Source organism: Duganella aceris, assembly GCF_011090165.1.
GTDB classification, from domain to species: Bacteria; Pseudomonadota; Gammaproteobacteria; order Burkholderiales; family Burkholderiaceae_D; genus Rugamonas; species Rugamonas aceris.
Window position 1 is genome coordinate 64,914 of sequence record NZ_JAADJT010000009.1, and the last position, 15,386, is coordinate 80,299.

General features: G+C 66.8%; 16 protein-coding genes. 11 read left to right on the forward strand and 5 right to left on the reverse strand.

The window, feature by feature from the left end:
- Positions 1-12 precede the first annotated feature (12 nt).
- Genes GW587_RS19725 through GW587_RS19760 form a run of 8 tightly spaced genes read left to right on the forward strand, consistent with a single transcriptional unit; the run spans position 13 to position 8,341 of the window.
- Complete coding sequence (locus tag GW587_RS19725; protein WP_207393574.1) at positions 13-768, forward strand: SDR family NAD(P)-dependent oxidoreductase; 756 nt, start codon at positions 13-15, stop codon at positions 766-768.
- 17 nt (positions 769-785) lie between these two features.
- The gene (locus tag GW587_RS19730; RefSeq protein WP_166106313.1) at positions 786-2,780 is read left to right on the forward strand and encodes a DUF4962 domain-containing protein; all 1,995 of its coding nucleotides are present in this window, start codon (positions 786-788) and stop codon (positions 2,778-2,780) included.
- A 12-nt stretch (positions 2,781-2,792) separates the two neighbouring features.
- Complete coding sequence (locus GW587_RS19735) at positions 2,793-3,920, forward strand: sugar kinase (protein ID WP_371875625.1); 1,128 nt, start codon at positions 2,793-2,795, stop codon at positions 3,918-3,920.
- Positions 3,921-3,979: 59 nt separating this feature from the next.
- Positions 3,980-5,251 carry an MFS transporter gene (locus GW587_RS19740; protein ID WP_166106315.1) on the forward strand — a complete coding sequence of 424 codons (1,272 nt, stop codon included), beginning with the start codon at positions 3,980-3,982 and terminating at the stop codon, positions 5,249-5,251.
- On the forward strand, positions 5,248-6,012 hold the full coding sequence (locus GW587_RS19745; protein WP_166106316.1) for a GDSL-type esterase/lipase family protein: 765 nt from the start codon (positions 5,248-5,250) through the stop codon (positions 6,010-6,012). Before GW587_RS19740 ends, GW587_RS19745 begins: the two co-directional genes overlap by 4 nt.
- Positions 6,013-6,024: 12 nt before the next feature.
- Positions 6,025-6,876: a fumarylacetoacetate hydrolase family protein gene (locus tag GW587_RS19750; protein ID WP_166106317.1), complete on the forward strand. Its 852-nt coding sequence runs from the start codon at positions 6,025-6,027 to the stop codon at positions 6,874-6,876.
- The gene (locus GW587_RS19755; RefSeq protein ID WP_166106318.1) at positions 6,873-7,634 is read left to right on the forward strand and encodes a polysaccharide lyase family 7 protein; all 762 of its coding nucleotides are present in this window, start codon (positions 6,873-6,875) and stop codon (positions 7,632-7,634) included. Before GW587_RS19750 ends, GW587_RS19755 begins: the two co-directional genes overlap by 4 nt.
- Positions 7,631-8,341 (forward strand): ribonuclease activity regulator RraA, encoded by a 711-nt coding sequence (locus GW587_RS19760; protein ID WP_166106319.1) that lies wholly within the window; start codon positions 7,631-7,633, stop codon positions 8,339-8,341. Before GW587_RS19755 ends, GW587_RS19760 begins: the two co-directional genes overlap by 4 nt.
- A 37-nt stretch (positions 8,342-8,378) precedes the next feature.
- On the opposite strand, the gene GW587_RS19765 is transcribed toward GW587_RS19760, so the two are convergent.
- From GW587_RS19765 to GW587_RS19775, 3 genes are all read right to left on the reverse strand, one after another.
- Positions 8,379-9,176: a hypothetical protein gene (locus GW587_RS19765; RefSeq protein WP_166106320.1), complete on the reverse strand. Its 798-nt coding sequence runs from the start codon at positions 9,174-9,176 to the stop codon at positions 8,379-8,381.
- A 222-nt stretch (positions 9,177-9,398) separates the two neighbouring features.
- Positions 9,399-10,175 (reverse strand): glutamine amidotransferase, encoded by a 777-nt coding sequence (locus GW587_RS19770; protein ID WP_166106321.1) that lies wholly within the window; start codon positions 10,173-10,175, stop codon positions 9,399-9,401.
- Positions 10,176-10,182: 7 nt separating this feature from the next.
- Positions 10,183-10,710 (reverse strand): molybdopterin-dependent oxidoreductase, encoded by a 528-nt coding sequence (locus tag GW587_RS19775; protein ID WP_166106322.1) that lies wholly within the window; start codon positions 10,708-10,710, stop codon positions 10,183-10,185.
- Positions 10,711-10,831: 121 nt separating this feature from the next.
- Between GW587_RS19775 and GW587_RS19780 the strand changes: the two genes are divergently transcribed.
- On the forward strand, positions 10,832-12,130 hold the full coding sequence (locus tag GW587_RS19780) for a DUF2325 domain-containing protein (protein WP_166106323.1): 1,299 nt from the start codon (positions 10,832-10,834) through the stop codon (positions 12,128-12,130).
- Positions 12,131-12,176: 46 nt separating this feature from the next.
- Here GW587_RS19780 and GW587_RS19785 read toward each other — a convergent pair whose 3' ends face one another.
- Complete coding sequence (locus GW587_RS19785) at positions 12,177-12,605, reverse strand: TOBE domain-containing protein (protein ID WP_166106324.1); 429 nt, start codon at positions 12,603-12,605, stop codon at positions 12,177-12,179.
- A gap of 92 nt (positions 12,606-12,697) precedes the next feature.
- On the opposite strand from GW587_RS19785, the gene GW587_RS19790 reads away from it, so the two are divergent.
- Positions 12,698-13,615 (forward strand): LysR family transcriptional regulator, encoded by a 918-nt coding sequence (locus GW587_RS19790; RefSeq protein WP_166106325.1) that lies wholly within the window; start codon positions 12,698-12,700, stop codon positions 13,613-13,615.
- Between the two features lie 97 nt (positions 13,616-13,712).
- Positions 13,713-14,921 (forward strand): NAD-dependent formate dehydrogenase, encoded by a 1,209-nt coding sequence (locus GW587_RS19795; RefSeq protein WP_166106326.1) that lies wholly within the window; start codon positions 13,713-13,715, stop codon positions 14,919-14,921.
- Position 14,922: 1 nt separating this feature from the next.
- Here the strand turns inward: GW587_RS19795 and GW587_RS19800 are convergent, their stop codons facing one another.
- Entirely contained in the window at positions 14,923-15,291 is a 369-nt protein-coding gene (locus GW587_RS19800; protein WP_166106327.1) for a winged helix-turn-helix domain-containing protein, read from the reverse strand.
- Positions 15,292-15,386: the final 95 nt, after the last annotated feature.

Sequence of the window (15,386 nt, forward strand, 5' to 3'; positions counted from 1 at the left end):
AAGAGCATAGCTATGGAACTCATCGGAAAACGCGCGCTGGTCATGGGCGGCGCCTCGGGCATCGGCAAGGCCACCTCGCTGGCGCTGGCCAAGGCCGGCGCCGACGTGGTGCTGACCTACTGGAGCAGCAGCGACGAAGCGCAGCAGGTGGTGGCGGAGATCCGCGCCATGGGCCGCAAGGCGCAGGCGATCAAGGCCGACCTGACCGACAGCGCCATCGCCGAACAGGTCTTCGCCGAAGCCGAAGGCGCGATCGGCGACATCGACACGCTGTTCGCCAACATCGGTGGCCTGATCCAGCGCTGCCGCGTGGTCGACATGCCGCTGTCGCTGTGGAACGAGGCGATGAACCTGAACCTGACCAGCACCTTCCTGATCTGCCAGGCGGCGCTGAAGCGCATGGAGCCGCGCCAGCGCGGCGTGATCGTCACCATGTCGTCGCTGGCGGCGTTCGACGGCGGCGGTCCGGGTTCGGCGCACTACGCGTCGTCGAAGGCGGCGGTGGCCACCTTCACCCGCGCGCTGGCCAAGGAAGTCGGCCCGCTCGGCATCCGCGTCAACGGCGTCTCGCCTGGATTGATCGCAACCCGCTTCCACGACACCTTCAACACCCCGGCCAACCGCCAGGCGATCGCCGAGCGCACCCCGGCGCGGCGCGAAGGACAGCCGGAGGACGTCGCCAACGCGGTGGTGTTCCTCGCCTCCGACCGCGCCGCTTTCCTGGCCGGCGAAATCATCCAGGTCAACGGCGGCCTCGGTCTCTACTGATCCACACCGGAGAATCCATGAGTCATCACTTCTCACGACGCCAATTTGTTGGCGCCGCCGCCCTTGCTTTGCCCGTGCTCGGCGCGCGCCAGGTGCTGGCGCAGGACGCGCGCGAGGCGCTGGGCACCATGATCGGCAAGCCGCTGCCCGGCGCGCATCCGCTGGAAACGCTGATGCAGGCGCATCCGGCGGCCTTGCGCGCCGAGCTGCGCGGCGTGCATCCGCGCGTGTTCACCACCGCCGCCGGCCTGGACGAGTTGCGCCAGCGCGCCAAGGGCAGCCACCGCGCCATCTGGGAAAAAGCGCTGGCCGGATTGGTGGCGATGCGCGAGGAGCCGGCCGCCACGCCGGCGCAGACGCGGCGCGCGCAGAACACGGTCGCCATCGGCATGACCGGCGCGGCGCTGGCCTTCAAGATCGAAGGCGACGAGCGTTATCTGAAAGCGGCCAAGCGCTATATGGACGCGGCGGTCAGCTATCCAGTCTGGGGCTATACCTACAGCAAGCCGGACATCGACCTCGCCGCCGGCCATCTGCTGTACGGCATGGGCACCGCCTACGATCTGCTGTTCGACGTGTTGAGCGAAGCGGAGCGCACGCGCTACCGCGACAAGATCGTGCGCCAGGCGCGCCTGCTGGCGGCGCACTTTGCGCCGAAGCCGGGCAAGTCGTATTCGTATAGCCAGAACCACTGCTTCATTCCGATCGCCGGGTTGGCGATCGCGGCGTACGCGGTGTGGGACGAGGCGCCGGAGGCGGCCAACTGGGCGGCGCTGTCGCGCGCCATCTTCAGCCGCGTGCTGGACATCGCTTCGCCGGACGGCTACTTCTATGAGGGCGTCGAGTACTGGGTGTTTTCGATGCCGTGGATTATCCATGCGCTGGACGCCTTCGCCCACGCCGCCGACGACGATATGTACGACAAGCCGGCGCTGCGCAACGCGCACTTGTACATGGCGCACTCGCTGACGCCGAACGGGCAGGACGTGTTCGACTTCGGCGATGTGTTCGAAGGTCCGCTGACGCGCGCGCGGCACGGCGAGGAAGCGGCGCGCACGCATCCGAACGGCAAGCTGCATTCCAACTACAACCTGTTGTACCGACTGGCGGCGCGCTTCGGCGACAAGGATGCGCAGGGTGTGGCGGCGTGGATGGCGTCGCAGGGCCACGTTTGCGCCGAGGACTTCTGGAGCTTGCAGTGGTACGACCCTTCGTTGGCGGCGAGCCCGATGTCGGCGATCACGCCGCATCATCATTTCGAAGACCTGGGCACGATCTACTGGCGCAGCGACTGGAGCGCCAAGGCGACCGCCTTCGCCTTCCGCGCCGGGCCGCCGGAGGGGCATCACGTTGCCGGGCTGCTGGCGAAGATGCCGGACTGGCATCTGGAGATGGGCCACTCGCATCCGGACGCGGGCAGCTTCATGCTGTACGGCGGCGGCAGTTATCTGACCGGGCCGATGGGCTATGCGGGCATCCCTAGCAGCAAGTTGAGCAACACGTTGCTGATCGATGGTCAGGGACAGGCCAACGAAGGTGGCGGGCATGATGCGTTCCGTGGTTATCCGTATGCGCGGCTGGACAGCATTCGCTTCACCAGCGTGACGCTGGGCGTGGACCATGCGGATATCGTCGCCGATCTGACCGGCGCCTATCGGCCGGAGCTGGGTGTCGAGCGGCTGGAGCGGCGCTTCAGCTTTGCGCGCGGCGGCTGGACCACCACCGATCGTCTGCGCGCCAGCAAGCCGGTGGTGCTGACGGCGCAGGTGCATGGCGATCATGCGATCACCAAGCAGGCGGAGGGCCGCTTTGTGGTCGCCGGTACGCCGTCGTCGTTGAAGGTCGAGGTGCGCGGCAAGGCGGCCAAGGCGGTCATCGAGCCGGGCGAGGTGATCGCGGCGGGGCCGCCGGGGAATGTCGACAAGGGGCCGCGCGAGGAGCGTGGCACGGTGTTGCGCGTATCGCTCCCGGCGGGCAAGGATGCCATGCTGGTCACCAGCATGAAGTTTTAAGGAGCGATGTCGATGTCGATACCTGATGTCGTCACTGTCGGTGAGGCGATGGCGCTGTTGATCGCGCGTCAGCCCGGGGCGTTGGACCGGGTGGGCGAATTCGAGCGCGCCACCGCCGGTGCGGAATTGAATGTGGCGGTGGGGTTGAGCCGGTTGGGCTTGCAGGTTGGGTATGTCAGCAGTCTTGGTGACGACAGTCTGGGGCGCAACCTGCTCGACTTCATGACGGCGGAGGGGATCGATACGCGGCATGTGCGCGTCGATGCGCGCTATCCGACGGGCTTCATGTTGAAGACCATGGTGGAGGATGGCAGCGATCCGGAGGTGGAATATTTCCGGCGCGGGTCGGCGGCCAGTCATTTGTCGCCGACCGATGTTCCGGATGGCGAGTTTCGGCAGGCGCGCTTGCTGCATCTGACCGGGATTTCGCCGGCGCTATCGTCGGGCTGCCGGGAGCTGGTGCTGATGATGGCGCGGCAGGCGCGCGCGGCGGGGCGTATCGTCACCTTCGATCCGAATCTGCGGCCGCGCCTTTGGGCGTCGCAGCAGGCGATGATCGCGGGGATCAATGAAGTGGCGGCGCTGGCGGATGTGGTGATGCCCGGCCTGGCCGAGGGGCGGCTGCTGACCGGCCGCCAGCATGCGGCCGACATCGCCGACTTCTACCTCGCGCTCGGCGCGCGCCAGGTGGTCGTCAAGCTCGGCGCCGAGGGCGCCTACTACGCCGACGGGCGCGCAAGCGGCGACGCAGGCATCGGCGGTCGCACTAGCGGCGGCGCTGGCGGCGCCGGCGGAGGCGGCGACAACGCGGGCGGCGGCGCTAGCGGCGGCGAGGGCCACGGCGGCGACGGCGGCGGCAGCGACGGCGGCAGCGCGGGTGGCGGTGGCAGCGCGGGCGGTGGCGGGCGGGCGGGCACTGGTGCCGGCCAACGCGGCATCGCGCCTGGCGTGGCGGTGGCGAGGGTCGTGGACACCGTCGGCGCGGGCGACGGCTTCGCGGTCGGCGTCATCAGCGCCTTGCTGGAAAACCTGCCTTTGGCGGCGGCCGCCGCGCGCGGCAATGCCATCGGCGCGCGCGTGATCCAGTATCGCGGCGATTGCGAGGGCCTGCCGAACCGCGCGCAACTCGGGGAAGCCTGACCACTTCCGATTCACAGCCTGACCAAGAATAAATCATAAAATTATCTGGAGACATGGGCATGAAAACAATGAAAGGTCTGCGCTGGCTAGTCATCACGCTGGTGGCCATCGCGACGATTATCAACTACATCGACCGCTCCGCACTGGCGGTGATGTGGCCCGGCATCGCGGCCGAACTGGGCATGGACAAACGCGACTACGCCAACATCATCACCGTCTTCCTGATCGGCTACGCGGTCGGCCAATCGCTGTTCGGCAAACTGTTCGACGCGCTCGGCACCCGGGTCGGCTTCCTGCTCTCGATCGCAGTCTGGTCGATCTCGATCGGCCTGCACTTCGTGGCCCGCTCGGCGCTGTCCTTCAGCCTGTTCCGAGTGATGCTGGGCGTCGGCGAAGCGGGCAACTGGCCCGGCGCCACCAAGGCCATCGCCGAATGGTTCCCGGTGCGCGAGCGCGCGCTGGGACAAGGCATCTTCGGCGCCGGCGCCTCGGTCGGCTCGATCATCGCCCCGCCGCTGGTGGCTTTCCTGTACGCCTACGTCGGCTGGAAGACCACCTTCATCCTGATCGGCGCGCTGGGCTTCATCTGGATCGTGCCATGGCTGATCATCTACAAATCCGGCCCGGACACCCACCCGTGGATCAGCGAAGAAGAACGCCAGTACATCCTCAGCGGACAACAGCGTCCGGCCGAAGCCAAGGCCGAATACGTGCCGACCTGGTCGCAGCTGCTGCGCCACCGCCAGAGCTGGAGCGTGATCGCCGCGCGCTTCTTCATCGACCCGATCTGGTGGCTGTTCGTCGGCTGGCTGCCGCTGTACCTGAACGAGAAGTTCCATTTCGACGTCAAGCAGATCGGCCTGTTCGCCTGGGTGCCGTATGTCGGCGCCGGCATCGGCGCGCTGGGCGGCGGCTGGCTGTGCGGCCTGCTGCTGCAGCGCGGCTGGAGCGTCAACGCCGCGCGCAAGCTGGTGATCGCGCTCGGACTGGCGGTGATGTTCCCGGCGTTGATCCTCAGCGCCATGGCCGCCACGCCACTGCTGGCGGTGATCTCGATCGGCGTGATCCTGTTCGGCTTCCAGGCCGCGATCACCAATATCCAAACGCTGCCCAGCGATTTCTACTCGGGCAAAACCGTCGGCTCGCTGGCCGGCATCAGCGGCACGTCGGCGGTGATCGGCGTGATCGTCTGCATGCAGCTGGTGCCCGAACTCACCGCCGGCGGGAATTACACGCCGTTCTTCGTTCTTGGGGCCGTGCTGGTGCCGCTGGTTTATCTGGCGATCTGGCTTGGTGGTCCCGTCGTACCCGTCAAGGAGAAACAAGCATGAACCAACATATCCGCAATCTGCTGATCGCCCTCGCCCTGATCGGCGGCCAGGTCCACGCGCAGGACGCGCCGCAGGCCAAGCCGAAACTGAGCGCATCAGAAGCGTTCGAGAAGCAGGACAAGGGCGTCTTCCTGCAGCACCACGAAGCCTTCCTGGCGCGCGCCAAGAGTGGTCCGATCGGCTTGCTGTTCCTCGGCGATTCCATCACCGAGCGCTGGAAGGTAGCGCCGCATATCTGGGAAACCTATTACGGCAAATACCAGCCGGCCAATTTCGGCATCGGCGGCGCGCGCACGCAGAACCTGATCTGGCAGATCGAGCACGGTGAACTGGACGGCATCGCGCCCAAGGTCGCGGTGCTGATGATGGGGACCAACAACAGCCTCGAATACAACGCGGAGGAAATCGCCGCCGCCGACCGCAAGATCGTCGCCATGGTGCGCGCCAAGCTGCCGCAGACCAAGCTACTGGTGCTGGGGATATTCCCGCGCGGTCCGCGCGAGGCCAAAGGAACCCCGGTGACGCAGGCCTCGGTCGACGACGCGGCCAAGCGCATGCAGACCATCAGCGCCGTCAACGCCGACCTGGCGAAACTGGATGACGGCAAGACCGTGCGTTTCCTCGACATCAGCGCGGTGTTCCTCGGCCAGGACGGCAAGATCCCCAACGCCATCATGCCGGACCAGCTGCACCCCGGCCCCGCCGGCTACCAGCTGTGGGCCGACGCGATGCAACCGCTGCTCGACAGCATGCTGAAATAAACGGGACCGCACATGAGACTTCTACGGGTCGGCGCGCCAGGCGCTGAGAAACCGGCGGCGCTGGACGCGCAAGGCGGCATCCGCGATCTGTCGGCTCTGGTGCCGGACCTGACGCCGGAGTGGCTGTCGCCGCAGCGCTTGCGCGCGCTGGCCGCCATCGATCTTGAGCAGCTGCCGCTGGTCGATGCCGAGGTGCGGATCGGGGTGCCGGTGGCCGGCATCCGCCAGTTCATCGGCATCGCGCTGAACTACCGCAAGCACGCCGAGGAATCCGGCCAGGCGCTGCCGGCGGAGCCCATCGTCTTCACCAAGGCGATCACCGCGTTGAGCGGGCCGAATGACGATATCGTGATGCCGCCTGGTTCGGAGCACAGCGATTGGGAGATCGAGCTGGGCGTCATCATCGGCAGCACCGCGCGCAGCGTGACGCAGCAGGATGCGCTGCGCCACGTGGCCGGCTACTGCATCGGCAACGACCTGTCGGAACGTCATTGGCAGAACCACCGCAACGGTCAGCTTTACAAGGGCAAGAGCTTCGATACCTTCGGCCCGATCGGGCCGTGGCTGGTGACCGCCGACGAGGTCCCCGATCCGCAGGCGCTGGACCTGGAGCTGCGCTTGAACGGCGCGGTCACGCAGTCCAGCAACACATCGGACATGATCTTCCCGGTGGCGTTCATCGTTTCCTATCTGAGCCAGTTCATGACGCTGCTGCCGGGCGATGTGATCGTGACCGGCACGCCGGGGGGCGTCGGCATCGGTTTGACGCCGCCGCGCTTTCTCAAGCATGGCGATGTGCTGCAACTCGCCATCGCGGGATTGGGCACGCAAACGCAGCACGTTATCGCCAAGGAGCTCGCATGAACCGCATGATATTTTTATTGGGTGCCGCCGTGCTGGCCGCCGCCGCGCAGGCGCAGACCGGTTTCACGCCGCAGCAGGAGTTGAGCCGGGTGTTCGAGCTGGAGGGCATCTCGCCGTATCCGTCGCCGTACACCGGGACGCTGAACTTCAGCGCCTTCAGCTCGCGCCACGATTCCGGCCACGGCCACGGCTACCGCAATGAATTGAAGGTCGCGGCCAAGCAAAGGCACACCGCCGATCAGACGCGCGAGCACTTCGCGGCCCGCGTCACGATCGATCTGCCGGACGGCGCCAAGACCATCGTCGCCCAGTATCACGGCGAGGGCCTGGACACACTGGTCAAAGTCTACGTGCAGGATACGGCGGACGCCAAGGGCCTGGACGGCAAGGCCGGCAACGGCGTGTTCGATGTGCTGGTGCGGATACTCGGCACCGACGGCAAGGAAGTGACGACCTCCATGGGCACGGTGCGCTCAGGCGAGAGCTTCGACCTGGATATCCGCTTTGTCAAACGTGAGGCGGTGGTCGCGGTCAAGACCGACAAGGGCGTCGTGCGGACCGCGCCGGTCATGGTGAAGGCGGACGAGCGCAATATCTACTTCAAGTTCGGCGACTATTTGCAGGCGCTCGATCCCGATACCAAGGCGCATACCATCGTTGCCGCGAAGTGGGATGCCTACTATCGGCAAAACCATATCGACCGTAGCCGCATCAGCTTCAGCAACACGCTGTTCGAGCGCGAGCAGGAGGCCAAATGAGCGATGACGCTACACTGGCGATGCTGAAGACGGTCAGCACCGCGACCTTGACTTCGCTGCTGTTCAAGCGCGGCTTCCGCAATGTGTTCATCCAGGGTGCGCGGCCGCTGAAGGCCGGACAGCGCTTGGCCGGGCCGGCCTATACGCTGCGCTACATTCCGTCGCGCGAGGACCTGGACGGCATCGAGGCCTTCCGCGATCCGCGTCATCCGCAGCGCGTGGCGGTGGAGGAGATTCCGCCCGGTGCGGTGCTGGTGATGGATTGTCGTGGCGACGCGTCGGTGGCGTCGGCCGGCAGCATTCTGGCGACGCGCATGCAGGTGCGCGGCGCGGCCGGCATCGTCAGCGATGGCGGCCTGCGCGACGCTTCGGGCATCGCGGCGCTGGAGATGCCGGCGTGGTGCGCCGGTCCGTCGGCGCCGACCAATCTGATTCGCCATCATGCGCTGGACATCAATGCGCCGATCGGCTGCGGTGGCGTGCCGGTCTATCCGGGCGATATCATGGTGGGCGACGATGACGGCGTGGTCTGCATCCCGGCGCATCTGGCCGGCGAGATCGCGGTCGACGCGGTCGAGATGGAGCGCTTCGAGCGGTTCGTGCTGGAGGAAGTGCAGCGCGGCGTCGCCATCATCGGCTTGTATCCGCCGACCGCGCCGGATACCCGCGAACGCTATCAGGCATGGCTGGCGCGCGGGCAGGCCTGAGCCCTTGAGCCACCAGGCGAACGCGCCTACGCGGCTGTCATCGTTCATCAAGGGCCTGCGGGGATTGTTTCATTGCGCGGCGCTTGCGTCGGGCGCTACGGCCGGCGCTTTTTTTGTGCCGAGCGCTGTCGCCAGGCCCTGCGCCGGGAGCCACGGGTGAACCGGTATCGCTTCGGCGCGGCCCACCTTGGCGCCCTGTGTGCGGAGCGGCGGCGCGGACGAATGGGCCATCGGTGATGCCGCTCCCGCCTGCCGGGCGCGGCGGCTGCTTCGCCGGCGCCGTGGCGGACGGCTTGGCTCGCTGCGGGGCTGACTGCTTGACGGGCTGGTTGGCCGGCTGCTTGCGTTCATCGCCCGCCGTGCCCGCCCCATCGCCTTCCATCAGGCGCGCTATCGCGGCCTTGCGCGCCGAGCGGCAGACATCGGCCAGCAGCCATTCAGTGCTACCAGGCAGGCGCAGCCAGACGGCTTTCCACGCGTTGCGATTGCCGCTGCCGAACAAATTCGCAAAACACGACGGCGAGATGGCGTGCTCGCCGTATTTGATTTCCGCGCCCGCTACCACGGCGAAATATTGCTGATGGTCGAAGCTCGCGCGCAGCCTGGTTCCCTCGGGAAGAAACACTTCTTTCCATTGGTAGCCGGACTCGGACGGCGACGCCACCTGCTCCTGTGGCGGCGGCGCAGGCTTCATATAATTGCGCAGCGCTTCGCAAACGTACGGCTCCATCCCGAACGAATCGTTCCAATGAAGACCAGTAAATTTCCCCATCTCGACCAGCAAATTGTCGGGGACGCGAATGGGGAATGCGAAAGGAAGATCAGTGCTAACCATTGCGAAGCTTTGCTACCTCACACTACCGCTTACTAAAAGCTACGTAGCTTTTACAGCCTATAAACGTTAGAGGCGTATGGCGCGGTTTAGTTCCCAAATTAGCGTCGGTTACGATGAAATATCAGCAGTCATCGCGAGGTAGCATTAGATCGCAAGTTTTAGTAAAACCCGAAAAAAAAGACACCCCATACCCATGTCCTCCACGAGGGGGTCCGTGTTGAACTAGAAATTGCGCGCGCAGCGATGCATGACCTGCTGCTGCGGCGGCGCGACCTGCTTTTTGCAGCGGCAGCCGTTCAGGCTCTCGATCCAGGTGGCGAAGAAGCGCTCCGCCGCCGCCTGCGATGGCGCGGCGTGGCGCGCGGTGGCGGCGCGCAGCCCGGCCGGGGTCACGCCCGGCGCGGCGGCGATTTCCAGGCAATGGCCGATCAGCCACTGCTCGAGCCTGGACGCATCGAACTCGGGATGGAATTGCACCGCAAGACAATGCGCGCCCCAGGCGAAGGCCTGGTTCTCATACAGCGCGCTGCTCGCCAGATGGCGCGCGCCGGACGGCAGATCATAAGTGTCGCCATGCCAGTGCAGCACTGAGCCCGCGCTCTCGATGTAGTCGATCCAGCCGGCGACGTCCTCGCCCTCCCTGCCGCGCGACAGTTCCGCCCAGCCGATTTCCTTGACGCCGCCGGCGTAGACCCTGGCGTTCAGCGCCCGCGCCATCAGCTGCGCGCCGAGGCAGATGCCCAAGGTCGGCCGATCGGCCAGCAAGCGCAGGCGGATCCAGTCGATCTGCGCCGCCAGCCACGGATAATCTTCGATGTCGTAGACCGAGATCGGACCGCCGAGGATGACCAGCAGGTCCGGCTCCAGCGGCGCGTGCGGCGCCAGCGCGTCGACGCCCGCCTCGATGTAGCGGATGGCGTAACCCGCCTGCTCCAGCACGGGCCGCAAACGGCCCAGGTCTTCGAACGCCAGATGGCGTAACACCAGCGCAGTCTTCATGGCCACCCTAATCGACGATCTGCCGCACTTCGACCGACTGCAGCCACTTGACGTGACGCGGCCCGGTGCGGATGTCCTTGCCCGAGATCAGCGCCAGCGGCCCTTCGGCGGCGGCGAGCGGCTTGCCGTCGCGTTCGAACACCACCAGCACCGAGTCGCCCAGCTCGGTGTTGAACAACTCGCTCCACGAAAACACCACCTTGTAGCCATCGCTGGCGGCGGCGATAATGGCCAGCTTCTTGACCGTGTTGTGGTCGGCCGTCACCACCTTGGCGCGCTCCAGCAGCGCCCGCAGCCGCACGCCTTTCAGCACGCTCGGCTGGCCGGCCGCGTCGCGCGCCGGCAAGCGGACCTCGACGATCTGGTCGGCCGGGAACTGGCGCAGATCGTCGACGCCCAGCGTCAGCGTTTGCTGCACCGCGCCGCCGACCGCGACACGTCCGGTCGGCGCGGCGGGCGGCGCGGTGTCGTGCGCCTGCGCCACGCCGCACGCCAAAACCCCGATCAGTACCAGGCGCTGCAATAAACCAGCCATTTTTCGATTCCCTAAAGAAAGACATTGAGCGTTATATACCAAATTATACTGCGCTTGTGGCGCGCGCCTGTGCGATACGCTATATTCTGGAATACATAGCGATTTTCACAAGGATAGCCCCATGCCCCACGCGCATGCCAACGCACTCAAGGTTCAACCGCCGCAGCATCCGGTATTCGGCACCCGCCTGGCCGAGGCGCCGCAGCCGCTGTGGGACGTCTGCTGCACGCCGGCGACGCGCGAGCCGGTCGCGCCGACGACGGCCAAACGCGCCAAGCTGTCCGAGCTGGACCCGAACATCCACTGCTCCATCGTCGGCACCTGCCTGACGACCGCCGAGCTGCGCCGTCTGATCCCGCGCTACGCCCCGCAGCTCGACCGCAAGCAGGCGACCGACCTGCAGATCCACCACACGGCGGTCGAGCTATCCACCGACGGCGGCGCCGTCGCCAAGGAACTGAACAAGGCGCTGGACACCCGCCATGCGCTGAGCATCCGCAAATTCCGCGGCGCCAACGACGAGCGGGCGCTGCACCTGCTATGGCAGGAAGCGCTGGCCAACGGCGACGTGCCCGGCGCCTACTGGGCGTTGATGACGCATCCGGCGTCGACCTTCGAAGTGCGCTCGCTGGCGTTCGGCGACGTGCACATGCTGTCGCACCTGGTGGGCGCCTCGAACCGCGCCGACATCCGCCGGCTGGTCGAACTGGAGGAGCAATGCGAACGCCTGAAGGAGCACAACGCCCGCCAGCAAAGCCGCCTGAACGAAATGGGCGCGCGCCAGACGGCGGTGGTCGGCGCGCTGGAGCAACGGCTCGACGACCTGACGTCGCAGTTGCAGCGGCAGGCACGGCTGCCGCCGGACCACGCGGCGCAAGAGCTGGCGCAGCTGCGCGCCGCGCTGGCGGACCGCGACCAGAAGCTGGCGCTGCACACCGCGCGCCGCAACGAGGCGGAACAAAGATTGTTGGCCGAACAGGAGCGCAACGAGATCCTGCAAGCGTCCGCGCGGCAGGCCGGCGACGAGGCCGACACCGCCAGGCTGGAGCTCAGGGTGCTGGAGCAGGCGCTGATGCAGGCGATGGAAGGCGACGCCGTCGCCGCCGCGCTGCCGCCGCTGGACGGCAAATGCGTGCTGTACGTCGGCGGCCGGCCCGCGTCGACCGCCACGCTGAGCAAGCTGGTGGCGGCGGCCGGCGGCGAACTGCTGGTGCACGACGGCGGCGTCGAGGACCGCCGGGGCTTGCTGGCGACCATGCTGCCGCGCGCGCAACTGGTGGTGTTCCCGGTCGACTTCATCAGCCACAACGCGATGCACGTCACCAAGCAGACCTGCGCCCGCCACGGCATCGACTGCCACCCGATCCGCAGCGCCAGCATCGCCAGCTTCGTCGAACTGATGCAGCGGCTGCACCGCTAAGGGCGCAGCCGTCAGCGCGCGGTCGCGGCGTTGATGCGCCGGACGCTTACGCCTTGACGCCGACGATCACGCTGGACGCCTTGAACGCGGCGCTGGCGGCGACGCCGGCCTTCAGACCCAGATTGGTGATGCTTTCGTTGGTGACGATGGCGGCGATGAGGTCGCCGCTGGCCAGCTTCAGCGTGACTTCGGCGTTGACCGCGCCGGGCGTGACTTTCTCGACCGTGCCGGACAACTGGTTGCGCGCCGACAGGCGGATGCCGGCGGTGTCGGTCAGCAGGATGATCCAGGACGCCTTGATCAGCGCGAACGCGTCGACGCCCGGCTTCAGGCCCAGCGACTCGGTGCTGCTGTGGGTCACGACCGCGACCACCTGCTGGCCGTCCGGCAAGGTGATTTCCACTTCATCGTTGACCGCGCCGCGTTGAATGGCCGAGACTTTTCCGCTGAGTTGATTACGCGCGCTGGTGAACATGGTTTGCTCCGAAAGATGATAGGGTGAAAGCGCATGGTACGGACCGATCGCCCCGGTGACAAGCGAAAAGCATCGCAGATAAGGAAACCTTGATGTTCATCCGACAGCTGGAATACCTGGTGGCACTGGCCGAACTGGGCCACTTCTCGCGCGCGGCCGACGCCTGCCACGTGTCGCAGCCGGCGCTGTCGAGCGCGATCGCCAAGCTGGAGCAGGAGCTCGACCTGCAACTGGTGCGGCGCGGCCGCAACTACGAAGGCCTGACCGACGAAGGCCGGCGCGTGGTCGGCTGGGCCCAGCACATGCTCTCCAGCTACGAAGCGATGCGGCAGGAGGCGGTCGACGCCAACCGCACCCCGACCGGCACGCTGCGCATCGGCGCCATCCCGACCGCGATGCCGGTGGTGCCCTTCCTCACCGCCGGCTGCCACGAGCGCTACCGCGGCATCAAGCTGACCATCCTGTCGCTGCCGTCGGACGAGATCGTGCGCCGGCTCGACAACTGCGACCTCGACCTCGGGCTGACCTTCTTGGACGGCAACGTGCTGGCCGGCTTCCAGGTGCACCCGCTGTTCCAGGAACGCTATGTGCTGGTGGCGCGCGACCCCGCCGTGTTCGGCGGCCGCAGCGCCCTGAGCTGGGCCCAGGCCGCCGAGCTGGACCTGTGCCTGCTGACGGCCAATATGCAAAGCCGGCAGATCATCGACGCCGCCTTCCGCAGCGTCGCCGCCAAGCCACGCATCCAGGTCGAGACCGACTCCATCTTCGCGCTGTACGCGCAGGTGCGCTTCAGCGACCTGTGCGCCGTGGTGCCGCACAGCGTCCTGAGCCTGATCGAGCTGCGCCAGGAGCTGAGCATCGTGCCGCTGCTGCCGCAGCTGTCGCGCCAGATCGGGCTGGTGCTGCGCGAACAGGATCCGCTGCCGGCGGTCACCGCCGCCGTGCTGCAGCTGGCGTTGCAGGTGCCGCTGCAGGCCCGCTTCGACGGTTTGATAAGCGACATCTATTGAGCGATCGTCCTCCGGTATTGGATCGCCGGCGCCGAAGCGGCCATGATCTCCGTACCGCCCGCCGCCAACCGGCGCGGGCCACAACAAGGAGACCAGCATGGCCAAAATTATCTGTGTTTTATACGACGACCCGGTCGACGGCTACCCGACCAGCTACGCCCGCGACGACCTGCCGCAACCGGCGCGCTATCCCGACGGCCAGACGCTGCCGACGCCGAGGGCGATCGACTTCACCCCCGGCGCGCTGCTGGGCAGCGTGTCCGGCGAACTGGGCCTGCGCAAATACCTGGAATCGAACGGCCACCAGCTGATCGTCACCTCCAGCAAGGACGGCGACGGCAGCGTGCTCGATCGCGAACTGCACGACGCCGAGATCGTCATCTCGCAGCCGTTCTGGCCGGCCTACATGACGGCCGAGCGCATCGCCAAGGCCAAGCAACTGAAGATGATCGTCACCGCCGGCATCGGCTCCGACCACACCGACCTGCAGGCGGCGATGGCGCACCGGGTCACCGTGGCCGAAGTCACCTACTGCAACAGCAACAGCGTCGCCGAGCATGTGCTGATGATGATCCTGGCGCAGGTGCGCAATTACATCCCTTCGTACAACTGGGTGGTCAACGGCGGCTGGAACATCGCCGACTGCGTGGCCCGCTCCTACGACCTGGAGGCGATGAACGTCGGCACGGTGGCGGCCGGCCGCATCGGCCTGCGCGTGCTGCGGCTGCTGCATCCGTTCGACGTCAAGCTGCACTACCTGGACCGCCACCGCCTGCCGCAGGCGGTCGAGCAGGAGCTGAACCTGACCTACCACAGCAGCCTGGAAAGCCTGGCCAAGGTGTGCGACGTGGTGACGCTGAATTGCCCGCTGCATCCCGAGACCGAGCACATGATCAACGCCGAGAGCCTGAAGCACTTCAAGCGCGGCGCCTACCTGATCAACACCGCGCGCGGCAAGCTGTGCGACCGCGACGCCATCGTCGCCGCGCTGGAGAGCGGCCAACTGGCGGGCTACGCCGGCGACGTCTGGTTCCCGCAGCCGGCGCCGAACGACCACCCGTGGCGCAGCATGCCGCACCACGGCATGACGCCGCACATCTCCGGTACCAGCCTGTCGGCGCAGACCCGCTACGCGGCCGGCACGCGCGAAATCCTGGAATGCTATTTCGAGCAAAGGCCGATCCGCGACGAATACCTGATCGTCCAGGATGGCCAGCTGGCCGGCGTCGGCGCGCACTCGTACAGCAAGGGCAACGCGACCGGCGGCTCGGAGGAGGCGGCCAGGTTCGAGAAGAAAGCCGCCTGAGTCAGGCGCCGCCGCCCGGCGCCTGGTCGGACAGTTCGTCCACCAGCGGCGCCAGATGGGCGGCGGCGGCCGTCAGCGCCGCATCCTCCATCACGCGGAACTGCGCCAGCACCCGGGCCCCGGCCTCGGTCAGCTGCGCGCCGCCGCCGCGCGTGCCGCCGACGGCGCTGCGCACCAGCGGCTCGCGGAAGCTGCGGTTCATCACGTCGACCAGCAGCCACGCGCGGCGATACGACATCTGCATCGCCCGCGCCGCCGCGCTGATCGAGCCGGTCTGGCCGATCGCCTCCAGCAGGTCGGCCTTGCCCGGCCCCATCGCCACCTCGTCCTCCCGCCACAAGCGCAGCTTTAACGCGATTCTCGCTGTCATCAAGCGTCTTCCGATGAAAAGATTCATTATATCGCCGGCATTTGGGCAGGCTATAATTCCCTCTCGTTATATCCTTACGAACATAGCGCAAAGGA